The sequence below is a fragment of the Bifidobacterium sp. ESL0819 genome (assembly GCF_052606245.1).
This window is the reverse complement of record NZ_CP199587.1, coordinates 256,690-279,131: the sequence shown is the minus strand read 5'-3', so window position 1 is coordinate 279,131 and position 22,442 is coordinate 256,690. Positions and strand designations below refer to the sequence as shown.

Annotated in this window: 11 protein-coding genes, 1 tRNA gene and 2 pseudogenes; 10 read left to right on the top strand and 4 right to left on the bottom strand. The window is 63.8% G+C overall.

The annotated features are described in order from the left end of the window. The first annotated feature begins 43 nt into the window (after nt 1-43). On the top strand, nt 44-733 hold the full coding sequence (gene rplA / locus ACUIAD_RS01280) for a 50S ribosomal protein L1 (RefSeq protein WP_015022450.1): 690 nt from the start codon (nt 44-46) through the stop codon (nt 731-733). 87 nt (nt 734-820) lie between these two features. On the opposite strand, the gene ACUIAD_RS01275 is transcribed toward rplA, so the two are convergent. Further along, a complete protein-coding gene (locus tag ACUIAD_RS01275) occupies nt 821-1,960 on the bottom strand; it encodes a PucR family transcriptional regulator (RefSeq protein WP_445343421.1) in 1,140 nt (379 codons plus the stop codon). Nucleotides 1,961-2,049: 89 nt separating this feature from the next. Next, nucleotides 2,050-3,942 (bottom strand): DUF6020 family protein, encoded by a 1,893-nt coding sequence (locus tag ACUIAD_RS01270; RefSeq protein WP_445343420.1) that lies wholly within the window; start codon nt 3,940-3,942, stop codon nt 2,050-2,052. A gap of 177 nt (nt 3,943-4,119) precedes the next feature. On the opposite strand from ACUIAD_RS01270, the gene ACUIAD_RS01265 reads away from it, so the two are divergent. The 7 genes and pseudogenes from ACUIAD_RS01265 to ACUIAD_RS01235 all read left to right on the top strand — a co-directional run bounded on the left by ACUIAD_RS01265 (nt 4,120) and on the right by ACUIAD_RS01235 (nt 19,924). Further along, nucleotides 4,120-5,226, top strand: coding sequence for a biotin--[acetyl-CoA-carboxylase] ligase (locus ACUIAD_RS01265; RefSeq protein ID WP_445343419.1), 1,107 nt, complete (start codon nt 4,120-4,122; stop codon nt 5,224-5,226). A gap of 64 nt (nt 5,227-5,290) precedes the next feature. Beyond that, complete coding sequence (locus ACUIAD_RS01260; protein ID WP_445343418.1) at nt 5,291-7,126, top strand: acetyl/propionyl/methylcrotonyl-CoA carboxylase subunit alpha; 1,836 nt, start codon at nt 5,291-5,293, stop codon at nt 7,124-7,126. After that, the gene (locus tag ACUIAD_RS01255; RefSeq protein ID WP_110452654.1) at nt 7,123-8,694 is read left to right on the top strand and encodes an acyl-CoA carboxylase subunit beta; all 1,572 of its coding nucleotides are present in this window, start codon (nt 7,123-7,125) and stop codon (nt 8,692-8,694) included. The genes ACUIAD_RS01260 and ACUIAD_RS01255 overlap by 4 nt, the downstream gene beginning before the upstream one ends. Before the next feature lie 51 nt (nt 8,695-8,745). Continuing rightward, nucleotides 8,746-16,002, top strand: a pseudogene (locus ACUIAD_RS01250) (fatty acid synthase subunit beta domain-containing protein); the annotation flags it as partial. A 78-nt stretch (nt 16,003-16,080) separates the two neighbouring features. After that, nucleotides 16,081-18,102 (top strand): annotated as a pseudogene (locus ACUIAD_RS01245) (beta-ketoacyl synthase N-terminal-like domain-containing protein); the annotation flags it as partial. A 997-nt stretch (nt 18,103-19,099) separates the two neighbouring features. Continuing rightward, nucleotides 19,100-19,173: transfer RNA gene (locus ACUIAD_RS01240), tRNA-Gly, on the top strand. Nucleotides 19,174-19,354: 181 nt separating this feature from the next. After that, nucleotides 19,355-19,924, top strand: coding sequence for a hypothetical protein (locus ACUIAD_RS01235; protein ID WP_445343417.1), 570 nt, complete (start codon nt 19,355-19,357; stop codon nt 19,922-19,924). A 358-nt stretch (nt 19,925-20,282) separates the two neighbouring features. Here the strand turns inward: ACUIAD_RS01235 and ACUIAD_RS01230 are convergent, their stop codons facing one another. Continuing rightward, the gene (locus ACUIAD_RS01230; protein WP_445343416.1) at nt 20,283-20,672 is read right to left on the bottom strand and encodes a hypothetical protein; all 390 of its coding nucleotides are present in this window, start codon (nt 20,670-20,672) and stop codon (nt 20,283-20,285) included. Between the two features lies 1 nt (nt 20,673). Beyond that, nucleotides 20,674-21,105 (bottom strand): hypothetical protein, encoded by a 432-nt coding sequence (locus ACUIAD_RS01225; protein ID WP_445343415.1) that lies wholly within the window; start codon nt 21,103-21,105, stop codon nt 20,674-20,676. Between the two features lie 117 nt (nt 21,106-21,222). On the opposite strand from ACUIAD_RS01225, the gene ACUIAD_RS01220 reads away from it, so the two are divergent. Then, on the top strand, nt 21,223-21,522 hold the full coding sequence (locus ACUIAD_RS01220; protein WP_445343414.1) for a hypothetical protein: 300 nt from the start codon (nt 21,223-21,225) through the stop codon (nt 21,520-21,522). A 409-nt stretch (nt 21,523-21,931) separates the two neighbouring features. Then, nucleotides 21,932-22,393 (top strand): hypothetical protein, encoded by a 462-nt coding sequence (locus ACUIAD_RS01215; RefSeq protein WP_445343413.1) that lies wholly within the window; start codon nt 21,932-21,934, stop codon nt 22,391-22,393. The last annotated feature ends 49 nt before the right edge of the window (nt 22,394-22,442 follow it).

Sequence of the window (22,442 nt, the reverse complement as noted above, 5' to 3'; positions counted from 1 at the left end):
GGCATACGCTTGCCCGCACCGCAACTGCTGATAGGAGAAGCAGATGACCAAGCGTTCCAAGAAGTATCGCGAGGCGGCCGAGAAGGTCGATCGCACCAACCTGTACACCCCCGAGGAGGGCATCGCCCTGCTCAAGAGCATGCCCAAGCGCGGGTTTGACGAGACCGTGGAGGCTGTCTACCGCCTGAACGTGGATCCCCGCAAGGCTGATCAGCTGGTCCGTGGCACCGTAAGCCTGCCCAACGGCACCGGCAAGACCGTGCGCGTCCTGGTCTTCGCTCGTGGCCCCCAGGCGACTGCAGCCGCCGAGGCCGGAGCTGACGAGGTGGGCGACGACGAGCTGGTGACCAAGGTTGCCGGCGGCTACCTGGACTTCGATGCCGTGGTGGCCACACCCGACATGATGGGCAAGGTCGGCCGTCTGGGCCGTGTGCTGGGTCCCCGTGGCCTCATGCCTAATCCCAAGACCGGTACCGTGACCATGGACGTGGCCAAGGCGGTCACTGAGATCAAGGCTGGACGTATCGAGTTCCGTGTCGACAAGAACGGCAACCTGAGCTTCCCCGTGGGCAAGGTCTCCTTCGAGCAGCAGGCACTGGAGGAGAACTTCCACGCAGTTGACGAGGAGATCAAGCGCCTGAAGCCGGCCACGGTCAAGGGCCGTTACATCACCAAGGCCACCGTCACCACCACCATGGGTCCGGGCGTTCCCCTGGACATCGCGGTGCTCTGAGTCGGTTCGTCGTATACTTCCAGGGCGGGAGACCTTCGGGTTCCCGCCCTTTTTATATTTTGATCGCTCTTTTTGAACCGGCGCCAGTCAGTCTGCGCACGGATGCGATCTGCGGATTCTGCCAATGATCAGGGCTGCCTGAAGAACGAAGGATTCTCGCGGATCCATGGCATCCCAGCCGGTTACCTCTACGCAGCGCTTGAGCCGGTAGCGCACGGTGTTGGGATGGATGCCCAGCTTCTTGGCGGTGGCCTCCAGCGAGCTGCCCGAGCGCAGAAAGGTAAGCAGAGTGGTCGGCAGAGGGCCGTCCGGGTCCTGTCCGGCCAGGCTTAGATAGACCTCCTGGTAGAGCTGATCGCAGGCCTCCTTATCTCCGTTCAAGGCTCGTTCTGGCAGCAGATCGTCGGCGTGCAGGGGCCTGGGCAGGGCGGCTGTGATGGGATCAGCTATTGCCGGGGCTGCAGCCTGGGTGCTCAGGGCGGCTCGGATGGAGGTCCCAGCACCGAAGGTCCCATGGCGGAGAGGCCCCAGACAGACAGCGGACCGGTCGGCGAAGAAACGCAGGATGGATGCGCAGAAGTCAACTGGAGTGCCCGACCGGTCGGGGTCGATCAGGACGACCATGAGCCCCTCGTTTTCCCCTACCAGGGCTCTGCCGCCTAGATGGGCAACAGTGGTATGGATCGGCTGGCGGGCGTTCTCCATTCCCTGCCCGTCATCGTTGCCTCGGGCTTCGCCAACGACGGCGAAGCTGTCGAATTCGGTCGGCCAGCCTAGCCTGGCCAGATCGTCAACAGTCCGTGTGTCTGCCGTTTTCTCAATCAAATGCCGAATGATTCTCGACTCCGCTGCGGCCTTGCGTCCGTTCCTTGCCTCGGCCAGGTCGGCGTAGAGACTGGCTGCCGCAGTGGCTGCATGGCGGGTGTAGATCAGCGTGGACCGTTCCCCTTCGCCCCCTAAAGTCCGGCCAGCCTCCTCAAGCATGTCCAGAATGACTTCGGTCAGCTCCATGGCTCGGTGCGGGCCCAGGCTCCGGGAGAGCTTTGCTGGTACAGGGGAGGGGACTTTGCTGTCCTGCCTGCCTTGGGCGTCAAGTCGGGACAGCAGGTCGTCCAGAGCTGTTCGAATGGCCCCCTCCAAGGTTCTGCGTCCATCGAGGGGCAAGGACCTGGCCCATGGCAGCGCCTCCTCCAGATGATCCAGCGTCTTCCGGAGAATCTGCTCCATGGTTGTTTTGGATGCGGCAGATACCTGGTGGGCTTGCTGTGTCTTGGCGGGGCGGTTGGCCCGCGATCCGGGGCTCCTCGACTGGCCGATCATGTCAGGCGGTCCATCATGTCACCAGTTCGGGCACGGCGGCTCTGCCGGACCATATCCAGGATCAGGAAGGGCACTGCCATGTCCACCGGAAGCATGTGCCGTTCGAAGTTGTTGGCTGGGGCGGTGATCATGACCCCCATGATCAGCAGAAGGGGGAACCAGCACAGGGCTCCGCGCCAGTGGCCGGCTGCCAGTCGGGCGACGATCAGCAGCAGAGCGGCCACCACCCAGAAGTTGGCCCTTGCCACCAGGCCCAGCAGGGGTGTATCGGCCCAGGCTCTGACGAATCCGGTCACCCCGTTACGCCAGTCGTGGCACCAGGCCGCCAGCCAGGAGCCGGAATTTTGCACGTAACCATTGTTGAGGTAGTAGGACATAGCCACGTAGGCAGGGTCGCCGGGGTCGAAGTAGCCGTAGGACTCGGCCATGAAGGCATCCAGGTAGATCACCGGGTTGTGCAGTCCCACCCGGAGCCAGGCCCGATTCAGCCGGGACATCTGCTCGGGCGTCACGGTCCTCCAGCGGTAGACGATCAGTTTGGGCTGGTTGCCCGAGGACTTGACCCGGTCGGCCTCCCAGGGGGTGTACTGGATGGCGGCATTGTCCAGGTCCATGATGGGCTCAAGGTCGGCCCTCGCCTGGGCAGGAATCCCATGGGGGTTGAGCTGGGCCACTCGGGCGATCTGCTGCAGCTGGATGCTGCGGCTTTCCACGGGATCGCCCTGGATGACCGTCCCTGTGGCCGTCAGGGCCCCGGTCGCCCCTGTGAACAGGACCAGGGGCAGCAGGAGTCCGCTCAGGATGGTGACCCACTGACGACGGTGGATGATCAGAGCCAGGACCAGCTGGGCCAGGACGATGTAAAGGGCGTACTTGGCGCTGATCAGCATGATCAGGGTGCTCAGCGCAAGGGCAGGTCGCAGTCGGGTCGCTTGGCTGGCGGAAGGCGGCGAGTTCCTATTCTCCGCTTCCAGCTGGTGCCAGATGCCGAACCACCAGATGAAGGCGAAGGCGAAAAGGGGGGACTTGGTCAGGCTGAAGGTGCTGAAAACCACGAAGGGGCAGAGCAGGAAGAAAAGCATGACCAGGGTGCGGGCCAGGGCGCCGACCTGTTCGGTTCCCCTGCCGCGCAGGAAGCGGTCAGCGGTGACGGCGCAGCAGAAGGCCGCAAAGACCACCTGCAGCCCTGCCAGGAGCACGATGCCCGCGTCATAGGATCCGGTCAGGTGGTTGGAGGCCATGATGGTCATCCCATAGGCTAGGGTCAGCACTATGTTGTGCTGATCCGTCAGGAAGGCTGGGTGCCCCGGCCACAGGTAGTGGCCGATGGGGTAGACGTCCATCTGGGTGAAGGCATTGCCGCCGTAAGGGGGCTGATCGCCCTGCAGCTGGGCCAGGAAATTGGCGCATTCCTGGGCCTGTGCGTACAGGTCGGCCCCGTAGGCGGCCAGCAGGGTAAGAAAGGCCCAGGCCCAGCCTAGCAGGAGCAGACGCATAATGGACCGCCAGCCGCTGGTTTGCCGGTTGATGAAGGCCGCGTAGGCACGCATCCGTGGGCGCTGTGCCAGGGCGGTCAGCCGCTGCGGCATTCGCAGTGGTGCGCCGCCTAGCAGAATCCGGCGGCAGGCCAGGACCAGAGCCGTGCAGACGGCCAGGGTTCCCAGCATGATCAGCATTTGGGCCAGGCCTATCTGCGTCAGAGAACCCTGCAGACGGTAGATGGGACCCAGTCCGGTGCACCAGGCGATCCAGAGGCAGGCCAGCAGGGCCAGAGTCAGGCCGACGGTCCGGGATGCACCAGGCCGAGGCCTCTTGGTCTTCAGGACCGAGGTCGACACAGGTCGCTCGACCTCCTCTCTTGGCTGCACCCTACGACCGTCTGCGCTCAAAAGAACCCCTTTCGCAGATTGTGTTTATTGCATGATTTTCCTATTTTATCCAGTGTCCATCCGAGGATGCGTTATGAGCTGTTCAGGAGCATCCTGTGAAAAGATACAAAAATCGGCCGCCGCTTTTGTGGATGGTTCGCTACCAGGGCTGACCCCTTGTGCCGTATAGTGGAACGCGTGCCTCATCAGAATATCAAGTGGCAACCATCGGCATCGCTGGACAGTGGCGTGGTCTCCTCGATCGTGGTGTTCGACACCGTCGATTCGACCAATACGCTCGTGGCTCATGCTCTGGAAGCCTCGTCCTATTCGGATGCGCGCGACCGGGTCGAGCGACTATTCGGGGGCAGTGAATCGACAACGAGCACGGGGGCTGTGAAAGTACTGGTCTCTGGCACTAAGGGGAAAGCCGAAGGTACGCCTCGAAAAAATGCCCGTCAGGGTGTTTCTACGACTAGAAACTACGAGGGAAGAGTCGCAAGTAAAGGTCTTCGGCGATGGCCGGGCGCCGGGGGGCGCACCATGCCGCTCAGCGTAGCGGTTGCTGATGCGCAGTCCCGGTGCCGCGGTCGTCTTGGCCGAACCTGGGTCAACCAGCCTCGATGCTCCCTGCTGGCTACTTGGGCCCTGCCGCTGCCCACCAGCTTGCTTACCGGGCCGCTTAGCGGGTGGATGCCTATGGTGGCGGGACTGGCTGCTCTGGAAGGTCTTCAGGACGTGCTTGAGTACCATGGCTGCCAGCTGGCCGACGGCGGCGAGCCTGAACGAATTCTGACTCTCAAATGGCCTAACGATCTGTTCTGCCGCGGGTCCAAGCTGGGGGGCATCCTGTGCGAACTGGTCCGGGTGGATCAGGACTGGTCGGCTCTGGCCGTCGGCATCGGGATCAACCTTTTTCTGCCTCGACAGGCGCTGCCTATTGCTGATTCCACCTCCCTGCAGCTCCATTACCTCAGCCTGCCCGACTACCAGACCCTGCGCGACGATCTGGTCGACGCCATCAGCTGGCACCTGAGCGGGCAAATGGCTCCCCTTGGCCTTGACGGTTCGCTGGAAAGAGCCTTGAACGGGCCCAAGGGCCTGCGTTCGAGGATCACCGCGCTCAGCTGGACGCTCGGTCGGCGGGTCAGGGTCGTTCCCGTGTCCGGAGCTCCCGTGGAGGGTCGTGCCCTGGAGATCAACCCCGATGCCTCCCTGCGGGTGCGGCTGTCGGATGGAGACCAAGTTGATGTGTCCACGGCCGACGTGGGCATCCTGCCCGAAGTGGCCGCTGTGAGGGCCTAATCCTGCCATGCTCATGCCTTTCTGTCAGTCCAATCGCCCTTGATCAACCAGTGAGGAGAGGGGAATGAAAAAACTGCTGATTGCCAACCGCGGCGAGATAGCATTGCGGGTTGTGCGCACCGCCCAGGAGATGGGCATCGCCACCGTGGCCGTCTATGCCGATCAGGATCGGGACGCCCCCTATGCCCAGATGGCGGACGAGGCCTACCTGCTGCCTGGGGATACCAATATGGAGACCTATCTGAACGAGGATCTGATCGTCTCCATCGCCCGCAGGTCAGGCGCTGACGCCCTTCACCCGGGCTACGGCTTCCTGTCCGAGTTCTCCTCCTTCGCGCGAAAGGTGCTCGAGGCGGGCATCACCTGGGTGGGTCCGGATCCGGATGTTCTGGATGAGCTCGGCGACAAGATCACCGCCTGCAAGGTGGCCGAGCGAGCACGGGTGCCGGTGGTGCCCGGACTGAGCGAGCCCGTCACCGACATGCGCCCCCTGCTGGACTTCGCCGACGAGCACGGCTATCCGGTCATGATGAAGAAGGCTGACGGCGGCGGCGGCCGTGGGATCACCCTGATCAACGACAGCGACGAGCTGCGCACCTTCTATATGAACCATGATGCCCTTCAGGGCGGCGACCTGGGCGACTACTTCATCGAGAAGTTCGTGGACCGGGCCCGGCACGTGGAGACCCAGTCCGGCAGGGACAGCCACGGCCAGTTCACCGTCTACTCCACAAGAGACTGTTCGGTCCAGCGTCGCAACCAGAAGCTGGTGGAGGAGGCCCCGGCCCCCTTCCTGTCCGACGATGTGATCGCCCAGCTGGAGGGATTCTCCCGCCGCCTGTTCGATACGGTGGGCTACGTAGGTCTAGGTACCTGCGAGTTTCTGGTCACCCCTCGGGAAGACGTCTACTTCATGGAGGTCAACCCCCGGCTGCAGGTGGAGCATACGGTCAGCGAGCAGGTCTGCGGACTGGACCTGGTCCGCGAACAGCTGCGGATCGCCGACGGCGGCTCCCTGAACGTGGCGCCTTCGCCCCGAGGCCACAGCTTCGAGCTGCGCATCACCAGCGAGGACCCGGCCACCAACCTGACTCCCAGCTCAGGGACCATCGAGTCGATTCAGTGGCCCTCCGGCCCCGGCATTCGCGTGGATTCGGGCGTCGAAGTGGGCGACACGGTCTCGCCCAGGGACGATTCCATGATGGGCAAGCTGATCGTGACTGCTCAGGACCGCCCGGCAGCTGTGGCCAGGGTTCGCCGGGCCCTGCGCGAGATGAGCATCGGCGGGGTCCCTACTCCGGCCGGACTCTTCCAGAAGATCTTCACCAACCCCGAGTTCACTGCCGAGGACGGGCACTCCTTCGAAGTGTCCACCAAGTGGCTTGAACGGGTCTATCTGAACGTGGAGCCTGCCTCCAACGGCAGCGGCCAGCCCGCCTCGGTCTCCGGCGCATCCGCCCAGGAACAGGAGCGGGACAGCGATCCCATGGAGACCTATAACGTGGAGATCGACGACAAGCGGGTCAGGCTGGCCCTGCCCCAGTCGCTGCTGGGAGGCATGGGCGGCATCAGCGGTCACGGCGGCATTTCCCGGCCCCGGCAGCCCCTGCGCGGGCGTGGGCTGCGGGATCAGGAGCCTGGCGCACCCCGGCAGGATGCGGCCCGGTCCGGGGTCATCGTGGCCACCATGCAGGCGGTGGTCACCCGCATCAACGTCGCCCCCGATCAGGACGTTGACAAGGGCGACCTGCTGGTGGTTCTGGAGTCCATGAAGATGGAGAACTACGTCTATGCCCCGGCCAAGGGCCGTGTGAAGACCATTGATGTGGCCGTGGCACAAGGGGTGGATCCGGGCCAGACCCTGGTCACCCTGGATCTGGGCGAGAAGGAGCAGGCATGAGCGTCACCGAATCCACCTTGGGCTCCCAGCCGGTGCGCCAGGGCATCCATCGGGCCGCCGCCTTGGCCAAGCAGGCCGAGGAGCACGCCCGCGACCGTCAGCATGCCAAGGGCAAGCAGACCGCCCGGGAGCGCCTGGATCTGCTCTTCGACAAGGACACCTTCGAGGAGGTGGGCCGATTCGCCGGCGGTGACATTGCCGGGGACCGGGCGGGATCTGCGGTCATCACCGGCTTCGGCCTGGTCTACGGACGCAAGGTCGGCGTCTACGCCCAGGACTTCTCCGTTAGAGGCGGCACCCTGGGCCAGGCCGAAGGCGAGAAGATCTGTCGTCTCATGGACATGGCCCTGCGGATCAAGGTCCCCATCGTAGCCATGATCGACTCGGGCGGCGCCCGCATCCAGGAGGGCGTGGCCGCCCTGACCCAGTATGGCCGAATCTTCCGCAAGACCTGCCAGGCCAGCGGATTCGTCCCGCAGATCTCTCTGATCCTGGGGCCCTGCGCAGGCGGTGCCGTCTACTGCCCGGCCCTGACCGACCTGATCATCATGACCAAGGAGAACTCGGACATGTTCGTCACTGGCCCCGACGTGGTCAAGGCGGCCACGGGCGAGACCATCAGCATGGACCAGCTGGGCGGCGGCTACGTGCACAACACTCGTTCCGGCGTGGCCCACTACCTGGGCGAGGACGAGGCCGACGCCATCGACTACGCCAGGACCGTGCTGGCCTACCTGCCTGCCAACAGCGGCCTGGAGCCTCCCCGATACGCCTTCATCTCCGGCCATGCCGAGCGTCAGGCCGCCAAGCGCCTGGCCACGGTCATCCCCGAGAGCGACCGGCAGCCCTACGACGTGCTGGACGTCATCCATGCCATAGTCGACTATGGCGAGCTGGTCCAGGTCCAGGAGCTCTACGCCCGGTCCATCGTGGTCGGATTCGCCTGCCTGGAGGGCCGGCCAGTGGGAATCGTTGCCAACCAGCCCATGGTGGACGCGGGCAGCCTGGATGTGGAATCCTCCGAGAAGCTGGCCCGATTCGTTCGCCTCTGCGACGCCTTCAATCTGCCGGTCATCACTCTGGTGGACACCCCCGGCTACAAGCCCGGCTCGGATCAGGAGCACGCCGGCATCATCCGCCGGGGGGCCAAGGTCATCTACGCCTACGCCAACGCTCAGGTGCCCATGGTCACCATTGTTCTGCGCAAGGCCTTCGGCGGCTCCTACATCGTCATGGGCTCCAAGGCCATCGGCGCAGACCTCAACTACGCCTGGCCCTCCTCGCAGATCGCCGTGCTGGGAGCCCAAGGCGCGGTCAACATCATCCACCGACGCGACCTGCAGGAGGCCAAGGAGGCCGGCCGGGACGTGGACGAACTGCGCAACCGGCTGGCCCAGGAGTACGAAAACAGCACCGTCAACGCCAACCTCTCCCTGGAAATGGGCGAGCTGGACGGCATGATCGACCCGGAGCAGACCAGACCGGTCCTGATCCACGCCATGGACCTCTTGGCAGACAAGCAGCATGTCAGGGTCAACGACAAGCACCATGGCAATCAGCCTCTATGAGCTTCTCCTCGTCATTATCAGCAATCCCCAAACCTCTACGAATAGGACATCATGACCAGTACATTCTTCATCAACCGTCTCGCCGAGCAGCCGCACGCGCTCATGTTCGCCGGCCAGTCCAACCCCTGGACCGTGGCCCTGGCAGACCTGCAGGGTGATCCCGACATCGACAGGGCCCTGAGGGAGCGGATGGCGGCGGCCACCGACCTGCTCAGGGCGGTCAAGCCCGACCTGTTGGCCACTAACGGCCGTCAGCTGGATCTATTCGGCTACAAGCCTGACCCGGTCAGGCTGGGTCCGGCTGCTGACGCGGCTGTCAGCGTGCCCGGCATCGCCCTGGTGCAGCTGGGTGCCCTCATGGACATGAATCAGCTGGGCTACGACGCGGCCCAAGCCCGTCCGGTAGCCCTGCTGGGGCACTCCCAGGGCATCATCGGGGTTCACATGGTCCAAGAGATCCAGTCGGCCGGATCCATGAAGGCCGCCCAGGGCGCCATCGACCAGATTCTGGCTACCGCCATGCTGATTGGCGCGGCTGGCACTCGTCAGGCCCGTCGATTGGGCATCCATCGCCAGGGTGAGGCCACACCCATGCTTTCGGTGCGTGGCGCCACCCGCCATCAGGTGGAGGTCCTGGTCGACCGGGTGCCTGGCGCTCGCGGCCCCATCAGCGTGGCCGTGACCAACTCGGACCGCAACCTGGTCCTGTCCGGCTATCCGGAGGATCTGGCTGCCTTCGCCATCGAGGCAGGCAAGGAGAGCGATCATCAGCGGCAACTGCGCGAGGACAAGGTCCGTGGCGGAACCGCCTTCTCGCCGGTTCTGGAGTATCTGGATGTGACCCTGCCCTTCCATTCCCCGCTCATGAAGGAGGCCGTGGATCTGAGTGTGGACTGGGCCTCCCGCTGCGGTCTGGACACCGAGCGCGCCCGGATTCTGGCCGAGGAGGTCCTGCTCAACCATGCCGACTGGGCCGGCCGAATCGCCGAGGTCATGAACCAGCAGGACGCTGCCTCCCTCTGGCTGGTGGATCTGGGCCCGGGCGAGACCTTGGGCAAGCTGGTGGACAACCTGGTCCAGGGCACCGGCGTGGGTGTGGTCGAGGCCTCCAACCAGGCCCGGCGCGCGCAGCTGTCCACCATGGAGGAGGATCCTGGCCGGACACAGGACTGGTCCAAGCTGGCGCCCCGTCTGCTTGAGACTCCTGCTGGCCCCCGGGTGGAGACGGCCTTCAGCCGGTTGACCGGCAAGCCTCCGGTCATGCTGGCCGGCATGACCCCGACCACCGTGGAGCCCGAGATCGTGGCCGCGGCCGCCAACGCCGGCTACTGGGCCGAGCTGGCCGGCGGCGGCCAGGTGACCGCTGAGGTCTTCGACCGCCATGTGTCCCAGCTGGAGGACCAGCTGCAGGAGGGCCGCACGGTCGAGTTCAACGCCATGTTCATGGACCGCTACCTGTGGAACCTCCAGTTCGGCAGCCAGCATATCGTGCCCAAGAAGCGCGCCTCGGGCACTCCCATCGACGGTGTGGTCATCTCTGCCGGCATCCCCGAGCTGGATGAGGCTGTGACCCTGATCCGTCAGCTCAACGAAGAGGGCTTTCCCTACGTGGCCTTCAAGCCCGGTACGGTGGACCAGATCCGCCAGGTCGTGGCCATCGCCCGCAAGGTCGCCCCCACCAACATTCTGATGGAGGTCGAGGGCGGCGCTGCTGGAGGCCACCACTCCTGGGAGTCCCTGGACGATCTGCTTTCGACCACCTACGCCGAGGTCCGCGCCTGCCCCAACATCGTCCTGGTGGCCGGTGGCGGCATCGGCACCCCTGCGCGGGCGGCCGACTACATCAGCGGCCAGTGGTCCCGTGCCTATCATCTGCCGGACATGCCCGTGGACGGCGTCATGATCGGCACGGCTGCCATGACCGCCAAGGAGGCCCACACCAATCCTGAGATCAAGCGGGCCCTGGTGGCCACTCCCGGCATCGACTCCTCCACTCCTGATCCGGATCCCTTCGCCCCCATGGGCGAGAAGTGGGTGTCCAGCGGCAAGTCTGTGGGGGGCGTGGGCTCCGGCCTGAGCCATCTGCATGCCGACATCTACGAGATGGAGAACTCCTCTGCCGAGTGCGGCCGTCTGCTGGTCCGGGTCATGAAGCACCCGGAGGAGCTGGAGACCCGTCGGGCAGAGATCATCGAGGCCCTGAACAGGACCGCCAAGCCCTACTTCGGCGATCTGGAGACCATGACCTACCAGGACTGGGCCGAGCGCTTCGCCGACCTGTCATACCCCTGGGCCGACGACACCTACATCGACCGCTTCCTGCACCTGCTGCGGCGCATCGAAGCCCGTGTCTGCGAGCGTCAGAGCGGCGAGTTCGACTCCATCTTCGCCTCCAGGCAGGATGTGGCTGAGCCCGAGCAGGCGCTTCGCCGACTGCACGAGGCCTATCCCCAGGCAGCCGAGCTCAAGGTGGTGCCTACCGATGTGGCCTGGTTCCCCGTTCTAGTGCGCGAGTACCCCAAGCCCATGCCCTTCGTGCCGGTCATCGACAATGATCTGCTGCGATGGTGGGGTCAGGATCAGCTCTGGCAGTCAGAGGATCCTCGTTACGGGGCCGACTCGGTCAGGGCCATCCCTGGACCCATCTCCGTGGCTGGCATCACCACGGTGGACGAGCCGGTGGCCTCCATTCTGGGACGGTTCGAGCAGGCGGCCATAGACCGGGTACGCGATCTGTGCAGCGGTCCCGTCAAGGCCTACAGCCAACTGGCGGGCGCCTCTGATGCGCAGGAGTTCATCCGCCGCAGCCCCAACATCTCCTGGGTAGGCCATCTGATGGCCAATCCGGCCTACGGGACAGCCCTGGACGACCCCAACTACACCATCACTGCCACCGGTTATGACGATCAGGGCGAGCACTACGATCTGGACATCCACTTGGACACTTACTGGGACGATGACCCTGATGGCGGCCTGGACCGGCATGCGGTGCGCGACATCGTCGTGCCGCTGACCCTCAAGAGCGACCAGGTCGGTCTCTTCCCGGTGGTCGACCGCAGCCGCCTGCCCAAGGATGTCTACGCCATGCTGGCCGATACAGCCGGCATCGGCAACACCTCCATCACCGGCGACAAGCTGAAGGCCATGCCTGTCATCGAAAAGGACGATGACGACCCTGACCATCCCTTCGGCCTGGCCCGCACCAGCTACACTCTGGCGGCCAACCTGGGCTTCGACCATGAGGCGGCCACCGGAGGCGCCCTGCCCGATGCGTTGATCCCTTCCGGCTTCGCCCCTGACGCCTTGGTGGGTCCGGCCTGGCCTGCCATCTACGCAGCCTTGGGATCCGTCTATGTGGATGGCTTCCCCATCATCGAGGGACTGCTCAACGCGGTCCATCTGGACCACCTGATCGAGCTGGAGGTCAGCGAGGAACGCTTGCTGAAGCATACCGGCCAGCGGATCGAACTGACCAGCTGGGCCGAACCTTATCAGGAGTCAGCCTCCGGCCGGGTGGTGACCATCCACGTGGTCCACTCCGCGCAGGACGGGACCGTGCTGGCTCGCGAAGTCGAGCGTTTCGCTATCCGTGGCCGCGCCTACAGCGACCAGCTGCCCCTGGAGGCCCCCGAGTACGGCGGCATCCGCGCCGACACGGTGGACACACCCCGCAGGCTGCTGCGTCGCGTCACCGTCACCGCTCCCAAGGACATGACCGCCTTCGCCCGCACCTCCGGGGACTTCAATCCCATCCACACCTCCAAGCGAGGAGCGGCGGTCTCCGGCCTGTCTGCGCCGCTGGTGCACGGCATGTGGCTGTCTGCCACCGCCCAATATGCAGCTCAGGCCACTGACGAGCAGGGCGTCCACTACGAGATCGCCGGATGGACCTACAACATGTATGGCATGGTCCAGCTGGGCGACAAGGTGGAGATCAGCCTGGAGCGCGTGGGCAAGGTCCGCCACGGCGGCCTGGTCCTGGAGGTCACCTGCAGGATCGACGGCCAGCTGGTCTCCCGAGGCACAGCAATCGCCCGCGCCCCCAGGACCGCCTACGTTTATCCCGGTCAGGGGATTCAGCAGCAAGGCATGGTCCTGGACGAGCGGTCCAAGTCACCGGCCGCCCGCGAGACCTGGGAGCGGGCCGACGCCCTGACACGCAGCAAGCTGGGGTTCTCCATCCTGGCCGTGGTACGTGACAACCCGCACACCCTGACCGCCAAAGGGGTCACCTACCATCATCCGGAGGGTCTGCTCAACCTGACCCAGTTCACCCAGGTGGCGCTGGCCACCGTTGCCTTCGCCCAGACCGCCCGCCTGCGCGAGTCCGGCATGGACATCTGGCCCGCCTACTTTGCCGGGCACTCCCTGGGCGAGTACAACGCCCTGAGCTCTTTTGCCGGGGTCATGTCCCTGGAGACGGTTCTGGAGCTGGTCTTCCATCGCGGGTCCACCATGCACTCCCTGATCGAACGTGATGAGCAGGGGCGCAGCAACTACCGGATGGGCGCTCTTCGCCCCAACCAGTTCGGCGTGGGCGACTCCGGCGTCAAGCAGTACGTGGAGTCCGTGTCCAAGGAGTGCGGCGAATTCCTGGAGATCGTCAACTATAACCTGGCTGGCCAGCAGTACGCCGTGGCCGGGACCATCGCCGGTCTGGAGTATCTGCGAGCCGACGCCAACCGTCGGGCCAAGGAGGCGGGCGGCAAGCCGGCCTTCATGTACGTGCCCGGCATTGACGTGCCCTTCCACTCCACTCTGCTGCGCAAGGGGGTGCCCGAGTTCCGCGATACCTTGGATGCCCTGCTGCCTGCGCACATCGACTACTCCCGCCTGGAGGGCCGCTACATCCCCAACCTGGTTGCGCGGCCCTTCCAGATGAGCAAGGAGTTCGCCGCCTCCATCCTGGAGGTGGTTCCTTCCGAACGCATCAAGCAGGCTCTGGACGATCCTCAGGTCTGGGACCAGTATGCGGCCGACGACCAGAAGCTGGGCCGTCTGCTGCTGACCGAGCTGCTCTCCTGGCAGTTCGCCTCTCCTGTGCGCTGGATCGAGACCCAGGCGATCATGTTCGACGCCCCCGAACAGGGCGGCCTGGGCGTGGAGCAGCTGATCGAGGTAGGGCTGGGCCATTCGCCCACTCTGGCCAATCTGGGCACCAAGACCCTGAAACTGCCTGACTTCCGCGAGCGTCACGTGAACGTTTACAACCTGGGCAGGGATGAGAGCCGGGTCTATCTGACCGACACCGATCCCATGGCCCCGGTGGAGGAGCCCGCAGCTCTGGTCCAGGACTCCAGCCGTGATTCAGCTCAGACTGCCGCGGCAGCCCCCGTACCAGATCCGGCTCCGGCTCCGGCTTCTGCCCCTGCAGCAGCCGACGACTCGGTTCCGGTTCCGGCTCCGGCGACCGGCGGTCCATCGGGTGCCGATGTAGCCGACCTGCCTTTCAAGGCTTCGGACGCCATCGCCGTCCTGCTGGCCTACGCCACCAAGATCCGTCCCGAGCAGATCGGGCAGACCGATACCACCGACACGCTGACCAATGGCGTCTCTTCCAGGCGCAACCAGCTGCTGATGGACATCAGCTCCGAGCTTGGCGTGGCCAGCGTGGACGGCGCAGCCGAGGCCAGCATGACCGACCTGAGTGCCTTGGTGAACAAGGTGGCCCCGAACTATCGGCCCTTCGGCCCGGTGCTCTCCGACATCGTGCGTGAGCGCATCCGCGACCTCTTCGGCCCCTCCGGTCTCAAGCTGCAGCAGGTTGAGCAGCGGGTCTCCGACGTCTGGCAGCTGGGTGCTGGCTGGGTCTCGGCCACTGTGGCCAGCCTGGTCCTGGACACGCGCGAGGGCGCATCCTCGCGTGGCGGTGACCTGGCGCTCCTGCCCACCGAGGCAGTCTCCACTGCAGCCGCTGCCAATGCTCTGATCGACCAGGCCGTTCAGCAGGTGGCCCAGCGTCATGGCGTTACGGTCTCCATGCCCTCTGCAGGCGGTGCCGCTGGCGGTGCCGTGGTTGACTCCGCCGCCCTGGATGCCTTCGCAGCCCAGGTGACCGGTTCTGACGGCGTGCTGGCCTCCACTGCCCGATTCCTGCTTGACAAGCTGGGGCTTGAACCACCGGCCGTCCAGCCTGGCGAGAATGAGGACGCGGCCGTCGTTGCCGCTGTCGATGCCGAGCTGGGCAGCGATTGGCCCGATCAGGTGGCGCCACGGTTCGAGTCCTCACGCGCCGTCCTCTTCGACGATCGCTGGGCCAGCGCCCGCGAGGATCTGGCTCACATCTACCACGAGCACGATGATGATCGCAGCCGCCTGAGCTTCGTCGGAGCCGGACGCGAGGTGCGCGATCAGGCTTTCTGGTACGCCGAGCAGGCGCGCAAACGCGGTGAGCAGGATCTGGCCCGAGTCTTCAGCGGCATCGCCGACCAGGCCATGACTCCTGCCGACTTGGACCAGACCGCCACGCGATTTGCCAAGGACGTGGCCGTGGTCACCGGTGTGGCTGCCAAGTCCATCGCGGGATCTGTGACCGCCGGCCTGTTGGAGGGAGGAGCGACGGTCATCGCCGTCTGCCACTCCCTGAAGCCGAAGACCGTCATCTGGGCCCGCGACCTCTACCGCCGCCATGCCGTGGGCGGCGCCCGTCTCTGGATCGTGTCCGCCAACCTGTCCAGCTACCGGGATGTGGATGCCCTGGTCGACTGGGTCGGCAATGAGCAGCGCAAGACCACGGGAGCTACGACCACCGTGCTCAAACCAGCCTACGAGCCCACCCTCCTGCTGCCCTTCGCAGCCCCCGCCATGCACGGGACCATGGCTGACTCGGGCCGGCTCTTCGAGTCCCAGGCCCGGCTCATGCTCTGGAGCCTGGAACGCCAGATCGCCGGGTTTGCCGGCATCGGGGCAGACACTGACGTGGATCACCGTCTGCATGTGGTCCTGCCTGGATCGCCCAACCGCGGCATGTTCGGGGGCGATGGGGCATACGGGGAGGTCAAGGCCGCCCTGGATGCCATCGTCAACCGTTCCCGCCCCGAGCAGGACTGGTCCGGCCGGGTCACCTTCGCCCATCCGCTTATCGGCTGGGTCCGGGGCACCGGGCTCATGGGCGGCAACGATCCGCTGGTCCGGGTGGTGGAGCGCCACGGCATCCACACCTACTCCACTGAGCAGATGGCCGATTCCCTGCTGGAGCTGTGCACCGTTCAGGCTCGTCAGCAGGCTCTCCAGGCCCCACTCCGGGCTGATCTGACCGGCGGTCTGGGCTCCAGCCCGCTGGACCTCAAGGCTCTGAAGGCCGAGGCCGCCCGGACTGACGATTCGTCGATACCGGCTCCGCCGGAGCAGACCGGGGACGCGTCCGAAGCTGGCGGCAGGGATCCAGGCCGGATCATCAAGGCTCTGCCCACTCCCCAGGTGCCTGCCCAGGCACTGGTGGATATGCAGGATTGGCAGGACGTGACCGCCAGACCCGAGGATCAGATCGTCATCGTCTCCATCGGCGAGATGGGCCCTTGGGGTTCCGGCCGCACACGCTTCGAGGCCGAGATGGGCATCCACTCGGATGGTCAGGTAGACCTGAGCGCCGCCGCCGTCCTCGAACTGGCCTGGAACATGGGTCTGGTCGAATGGCAGGACAGCCCCAAGCCGGGCTGGTACGACACCGACGGCGAGCTGGTGCCCGAGCAGGACATCGCCGAGCGCTACCACGACCAGGTGGTGGCCCGCTCCGGCATTCGTCCCTTCGATGACGGCATGGGCTCCGACTACCGCCAGGGCACCAACGAAGAGGAGGTCGACGTCTTCCTGGATCACGACGTGGCCTTCTCGGTGCCTACCAGGGATATGGCCGAGGAGTACGTGGCTCAGGATCCGGACCACACCAGCGTCGCCCGCGATGACCAGTCCGGCGAGTGGACGGTCACACGTCGGCCCGGCTCTCGTATCCGCGTGCCGCGCCGGGCTACCATGTCCAGGACCGTAGGCGGCCAGTTCCCCAAGGGCTTCGACCCGGTCAAGTGGGGCATTCCAGCCTCCATGGTCGGGGACGTGGATCAGATCGCCCTCTGGAACATCGTGACCACCGTGGATGCCTACCTTTCGGCCGGATTCACCCCGGTGGAGATCCTCCAGGCCGTGCACCCCTCCAAGGTGGCCTCCACCCAGGGGACCGGCTTCGGCGGCATGGCCTCCATGCGCAAGCTCTACCTGGACCGCTTCCTGGGCAAGGAAATCCCCACGGACATCCTCCAGGAGGCTCTGCCCAATGTGGTGGCCGCACATGTCATGCAGTCCTACATCGGCGGATACGGCAACATGGTCCAACCGGTCTCGGCCTGCGCTACGGCTGCTGTTTCCCTGGAGGAGGGCGCTGACAAGATCGCCCTGGGCAAGGCGGACTTCGTGGTCACAGGCGCCATTGACGACATCGGCGTGGAGTCGGTCATCGGCTTCGGCAACATGAATGCCACCGCCGATTCCGCCGAGATGTACGCCAAGGGTATCCAGCCCCGGTTCTTCTCCCGGGCCAACGACCGTCGGCGCGGGGGCTTCCTGGAGTCCCAGGGCGGCGGAACCATCCTGCTCACCCGCGGCGACATCGCCCTGCGCATGGGTCTGCCAGTGGCTGGCGTGGTCGGGTACATCCACTCCTTCGCGGACGGTGCTCACACCTCCATCCCAGCTCCTGGGCTGGGGGCGCTGGCCGCCGGCATGGGCGGCAGGGACTCGGATATGGTGCGCTCGCTGGCCAAGCTGGGCGTGGACCCCGACGACATCGCCGTGGTCTCCAAGCATGACACCTCCACCAACGCCAACGATCCCAACGAGTCCGAGCTGCATAACACTCTGGCTCACGCCATCGGTCGGACGGACGGCAACCCGCTCTACGTCATCTCCCAGAAGAGCCTGACCGGCCATGCCAAGGGCGGCGCCTGCATCTTCCAGATCAACGGGCTCACCCAGCTCTTCCGGTCCGGAGTCATCCCGGCCAATGCTTCCCTGGATTGCGTGGATCCGGTCTTAAGGCGCGACGATCATCTGGTCTGGCTGGAGCAGCCTCTGAAGGTGGGCAGGGTCAAGGCCGGACTGGTCACCTCTCTGGGCTTCGGCCATGTCTCCGGCATCGGGGTCATCGTCAGCCCCGGAGCCTTTGAAGCGGCTGTGCTCAAAACCTCCGGCCAAGAGGCTCTGGACGAGTGGCGTCGCCGTGCTAATGACCGTCTGGCTGCCGGTCAGCGCCGTCTGGAGGAGGGTCGCATGGGTCGGGCCCCGCTCTACGAGCCCATCGACAATCGTCGCTTCCATGAGGACGGTCACGGGTATGTGGGTCATGAGGTCGAGAAGGCCATGCTGTTGGATCCCCAGGCCCGTCTGGGTGCTGACGGCTACTATGACCGGAGCTGAGAGCATCCTGAATTGGTCAATTCTCCGTCCTCCGCAGTGGAGGATGGGAAATCGGTGAGAGTTCAATCACCGCACTGATCAGGGGGAGGTGGGCCAGATGGCTCACCTCCCTCTTTGCTGGGGCTCTTGGTGGCTTATCTTCCTTTTGTTGTGTCCCTAGGTACGACGGGCTTGGCTATGATTAGCCTTTGCCGTGCCCTATGACCTATGCGTAGAGGGTTCCTTACAGGCATATGAGCTATATCGGCATCGGAGCGATGAAAACGTGCTGCGCATTAGGGTTTTGTCTGCTGTCTGTAAATGGGGTTGCTTCAGTGCTGCTTGAGGGGCAGGCGGTTCTTACATTCTGACCGTGATTGGACCCTGTTAACAAAATGGTATAAAAGTAAATAGGTGGCCCAGGTTTTACTTGGGGTTATTGCTGGGCCACCCGAATGGCCGGACTTATCTTGCGGGAGTGGTCCGGCCCCTTACTCGCGCTAAGTATCAGTGGCCGCTCTTATGAAAATCCTGCGGCTGCGTTTTGCTGCAATAATACCCATGGCAAGAAGCCTGAACGCCATAGCCACGCCGGTACTTTTCCTCTTCTGCTGTGGGCGTGACTCTTACAGGCTGGAACATGTACTGGATGTTGATATCGTCAGTTCAGGCAATCGAATCGAGGGTCCAGCGGCTGGCGACTGTCGTCATAACCGGCGTGTGCTTGGGGGTGAATCCATAAATACTCATCGAATCGATGCTGGTGACGGCACGATTCCTTATTTAAGGTGAATGAACTGCCCGGGTCGGGCCTGGTCGGCGAACGGCCAGGATTTCTGTACCGATCTTCAAAGTCAGTTTGTGGGAAGGGCCAATCAGCGTGGGTTTCCGTGTTGCGCCAAGGTTCTGCCCAGTGATGTCTGCATAGGTTTATTGCTGAGTGAAACCGCGCAATGATCAATTTGCTGCATGTTTCGGCTGGCCTATGTGCTATGCTCTGTACCGAGCCGACGGCTTTGCGGGCGTAGCTCAATGGTAGAGCCTCAGTCTTCCAAACTGATTACGCGGGTTCGATTCCCGTCGCCCGCTCCACGATTATCGTTGATATCCCGTCATTCTTAGCAGGTTCCCTACCAATTTGGAGCGGTCAGGATCGGGCCTGACTGAGCGAGATTTTCCCCAGTATCCGGCACTTTACGGGCTAAATGGGTACACGCTAGGGTACATACGGAGGTGCTCGGATGACTACAGCGACAAGGCCTGCAGGCATCGCATGGGTATAACGGTCGTAACAGGACGGGAAAGGCTGCTGGCATTGTGCCGCGAACTGCCCCGCGACCCAGCCACTGGCAAGCGCCGCAGGTTCGACAAAAGCGACCGGATCAGGAGCAAGGCGCGGGAGAAATTCGAGGACGCGCTGGCCGAATACCGGCGGACGGGAAAGATCAAGACCTGCAAATCGGCGCTGCTGCGCGACCGGCTCGGCCGATGGTTCAACGGGTACAAGCGACCCATGGTAAAGACCCGCGTCTACGAAACCTGCCGGAGCGACTGCCGGAACATCATTGCCGTCATCGGCAGCGTGCAACTCGAAGACCTCGTGCCCTGGCGCGTCAGGGAGATGGGCAACAAGATCATGCGGGACCGTAGCGGCAAGACCGCCCTGAACGCCTACATCCGCCTGCGCAGCGCGCTCGCGGACGCTCATGTGGCAGGCCGAGCGTTTCGCCCTCACCTCGTCAGAGCTGGTGACCCGCAACGGCGTCCACAGCATCATGGTCATGCACGAGCTGCAGCGGTACCAGGCGGGCTCGATCATCCACGGCTCCTGGCAGCAGAATAAACGGGCTGTGGAGCGTAACCTCAGACGACTGCGTGGGGGAGAGTCCGGGCCAATCGCAGGCTGGTCATGGCCGACCCTGCCAGCCAACGTGGTTCGCTCAACAGAGTTGCTTCCGACTGGGTGCTGCGCTACCCGGACGGGCGAATCTGGCGGGTGCATGACCTACGCGGCTGGGGCCGCTCGCATGCGCACCTGTTCGGCCTGGAGGATGGGGAGCATGGCGCGATTCAAGCGTCCTCCGGCATTGCTGCGGTCAAGCGGAGCATGGACAAGCGAGACCAGGTCAGCTTCCACAAGGGTGGAAGCTGGTCTCCTGGTTGCCTCCGGGCCGTCAGTCGCCGTCGGCCTGGAGGCACTCCTAGTCGGGGTGCCGTTGCCCGTCCGTGTAGGCATCAGCCAGCAGGTCCACTATCCAGCCAAGCTGCTCGGGGGTGAGCTGGACGGCAAGCTCTGCCGGGATCCGATTCCAGTTGGCGGCGAAAGCCCCGCCGGATTCGCCGGCTCTGCTGTATTGCTGGGCTTGGGTGATTGTGAGCTCGTGCCGACGCTGCTGCGCGTCCAGGCCCTCCCTGGTGGGGGCCTCGCTCATGCGCCGGCGATGGTCGGGGTAGGGCTCGTGGGAGTCGACTATCCAGTCGCGTCCCTGTTTGCGGGCGGTGCGCAGGCCGCCCCTGCGGGCCATCTGCCTGGCGGTGACCTCAGCCTTGCCGTGCATGGCCGCATACTGTGTGATGGGGATCATGGCCATGTCAGTCCCCCTGCCCGGGCAGCGCATCCCGAGCGGCTATGACGGCACGGAGGGGCTCCTGGTGGTCGATCCACCATGATGCGGATGCCTGGGCCTTGAGCCAGGCGATTCTGCGGGCGGCCAATGCTGTCTGCTCTTCGGTGGCCCTGTGCTTGTCCCGGGCGTCGTGGTCCTTCTGCGCCTCGTCCTCCATCCTCATCAGCATCTCCACGATCTTCTCGCGTATGTCGGCGGCGCGAAACACCTGCTCGTCGCTGCCTTCAAGCGCGGGCAGGCCATCAAGCTCCCAGCGGACCTTCGCCGCCCAGCAGGCTGGGCAGTCGATGGTCCTGTACCGGGCGATCTTCTTCTTGCGTCTCCCGAACAAGTTGATGCCCTTGATCTCCACCGTGTCCGTATGCCCGCACCTGTAGGTGATGCGGCAAAGTGCCATCTTGTCCTCCTCGATTGTGTGTACCCCTTGCCGACGCCCATATTACATCTCTAACGATGTGATGCAAAGTGGAGGTGTCCGAGTATTTTGCGCCGGGGCAACCTCACAGCCATACTCATGTCACAAGCCAATCAGCCATATCATCCAGGTATGGCCTACATTCCCGATGACATCTCCCAGATCCTCGACAACCACCTTGGCTACACACCCGCTTCGGAGGGCGAGCGGGAGCGACTGACTTTCCTTTTGCTCAAGCGCCTCGACCAGGTCATCGAACAGGAGCAGCAAGCCGGTCTCAGCCGACAGGATCGCGAGCGCCCGGCCGTCATGCATAAGCAGATCAGAGTTGATCTTGCCGCAATACGATACGGGGCCACCGAGAAGACTGTAAGAGATATAGAGCACAGATACCGTTAAGGGTATATTTGGGGCACATGAGCATGAGTTATGATTTGCCTTGCAATGCGTGAGGTGCAGTATGTAGTCAGTCTTCCAAACTGAGTACGCGGGTTCGATCCCCGTCGCCCGCTCCACTTGGACGCAGGATTTGATAAGTCGGCGTTTGCGTTAGCGGGTACGCCCGAAAGTGATGTAGAAGATCTGCTGCGTTAGCGTGTTGGAATGTTACGTTGGCCTGTTCCGCATCTTCCCTTAATGCATTGCATGTTTTGGATTGATTCGGTTGTTGCGTACGGTGGGCTCCGCCCGCTGATCTTCCAGCAGGTCGGAGATATGGCAGATACCGTTTGCTAAAGCCTCTTTTGGAGGCGTGACTTACATGTTAAAATCGGAGAAGATCTCAATGAGCTACTCAAGGATGAGTGCCATGATGAAGCGATCATTAACCATAGGAACCTTCATGATGTTCTTGGGCGTGATGCTGCTGGGTTTCGTAATCTCCCCAGCTCAGGTATCCGTGCAGCCTGCACTGGGAGACACTGCAGCGGACCAGCCAGTCTCAATGGATGCACCGACCATTTCTTCTTCACGATCGTCGCCTCAAGACATTGACGCGGCAGGATACTGGACAGAGGAGAGGATGCGTTCTGCTCGTCCTGCAGAAGAACTGGCATCTGAACCAAGTCACAGTGATCGGATTCGACCAGCCGAGCAATCCAGCAAGATGAAAGTTGGAGAAAACTTCTCACATTCTGTCCGCCCCAAACCATTACCAGGGCATCAGACCGGGAATGCAGTTGTTCCTGAGATGACTGGGGCGGTGTTCTTCAATGACAATGGAGATAGTGTTGATACAAGTTCTTTTACGGACTCAATGGAAGGGCACTGACTGCGCTCCATGAGATATGGCAGGGTCTCACTACTCCTTTCCTCATTCA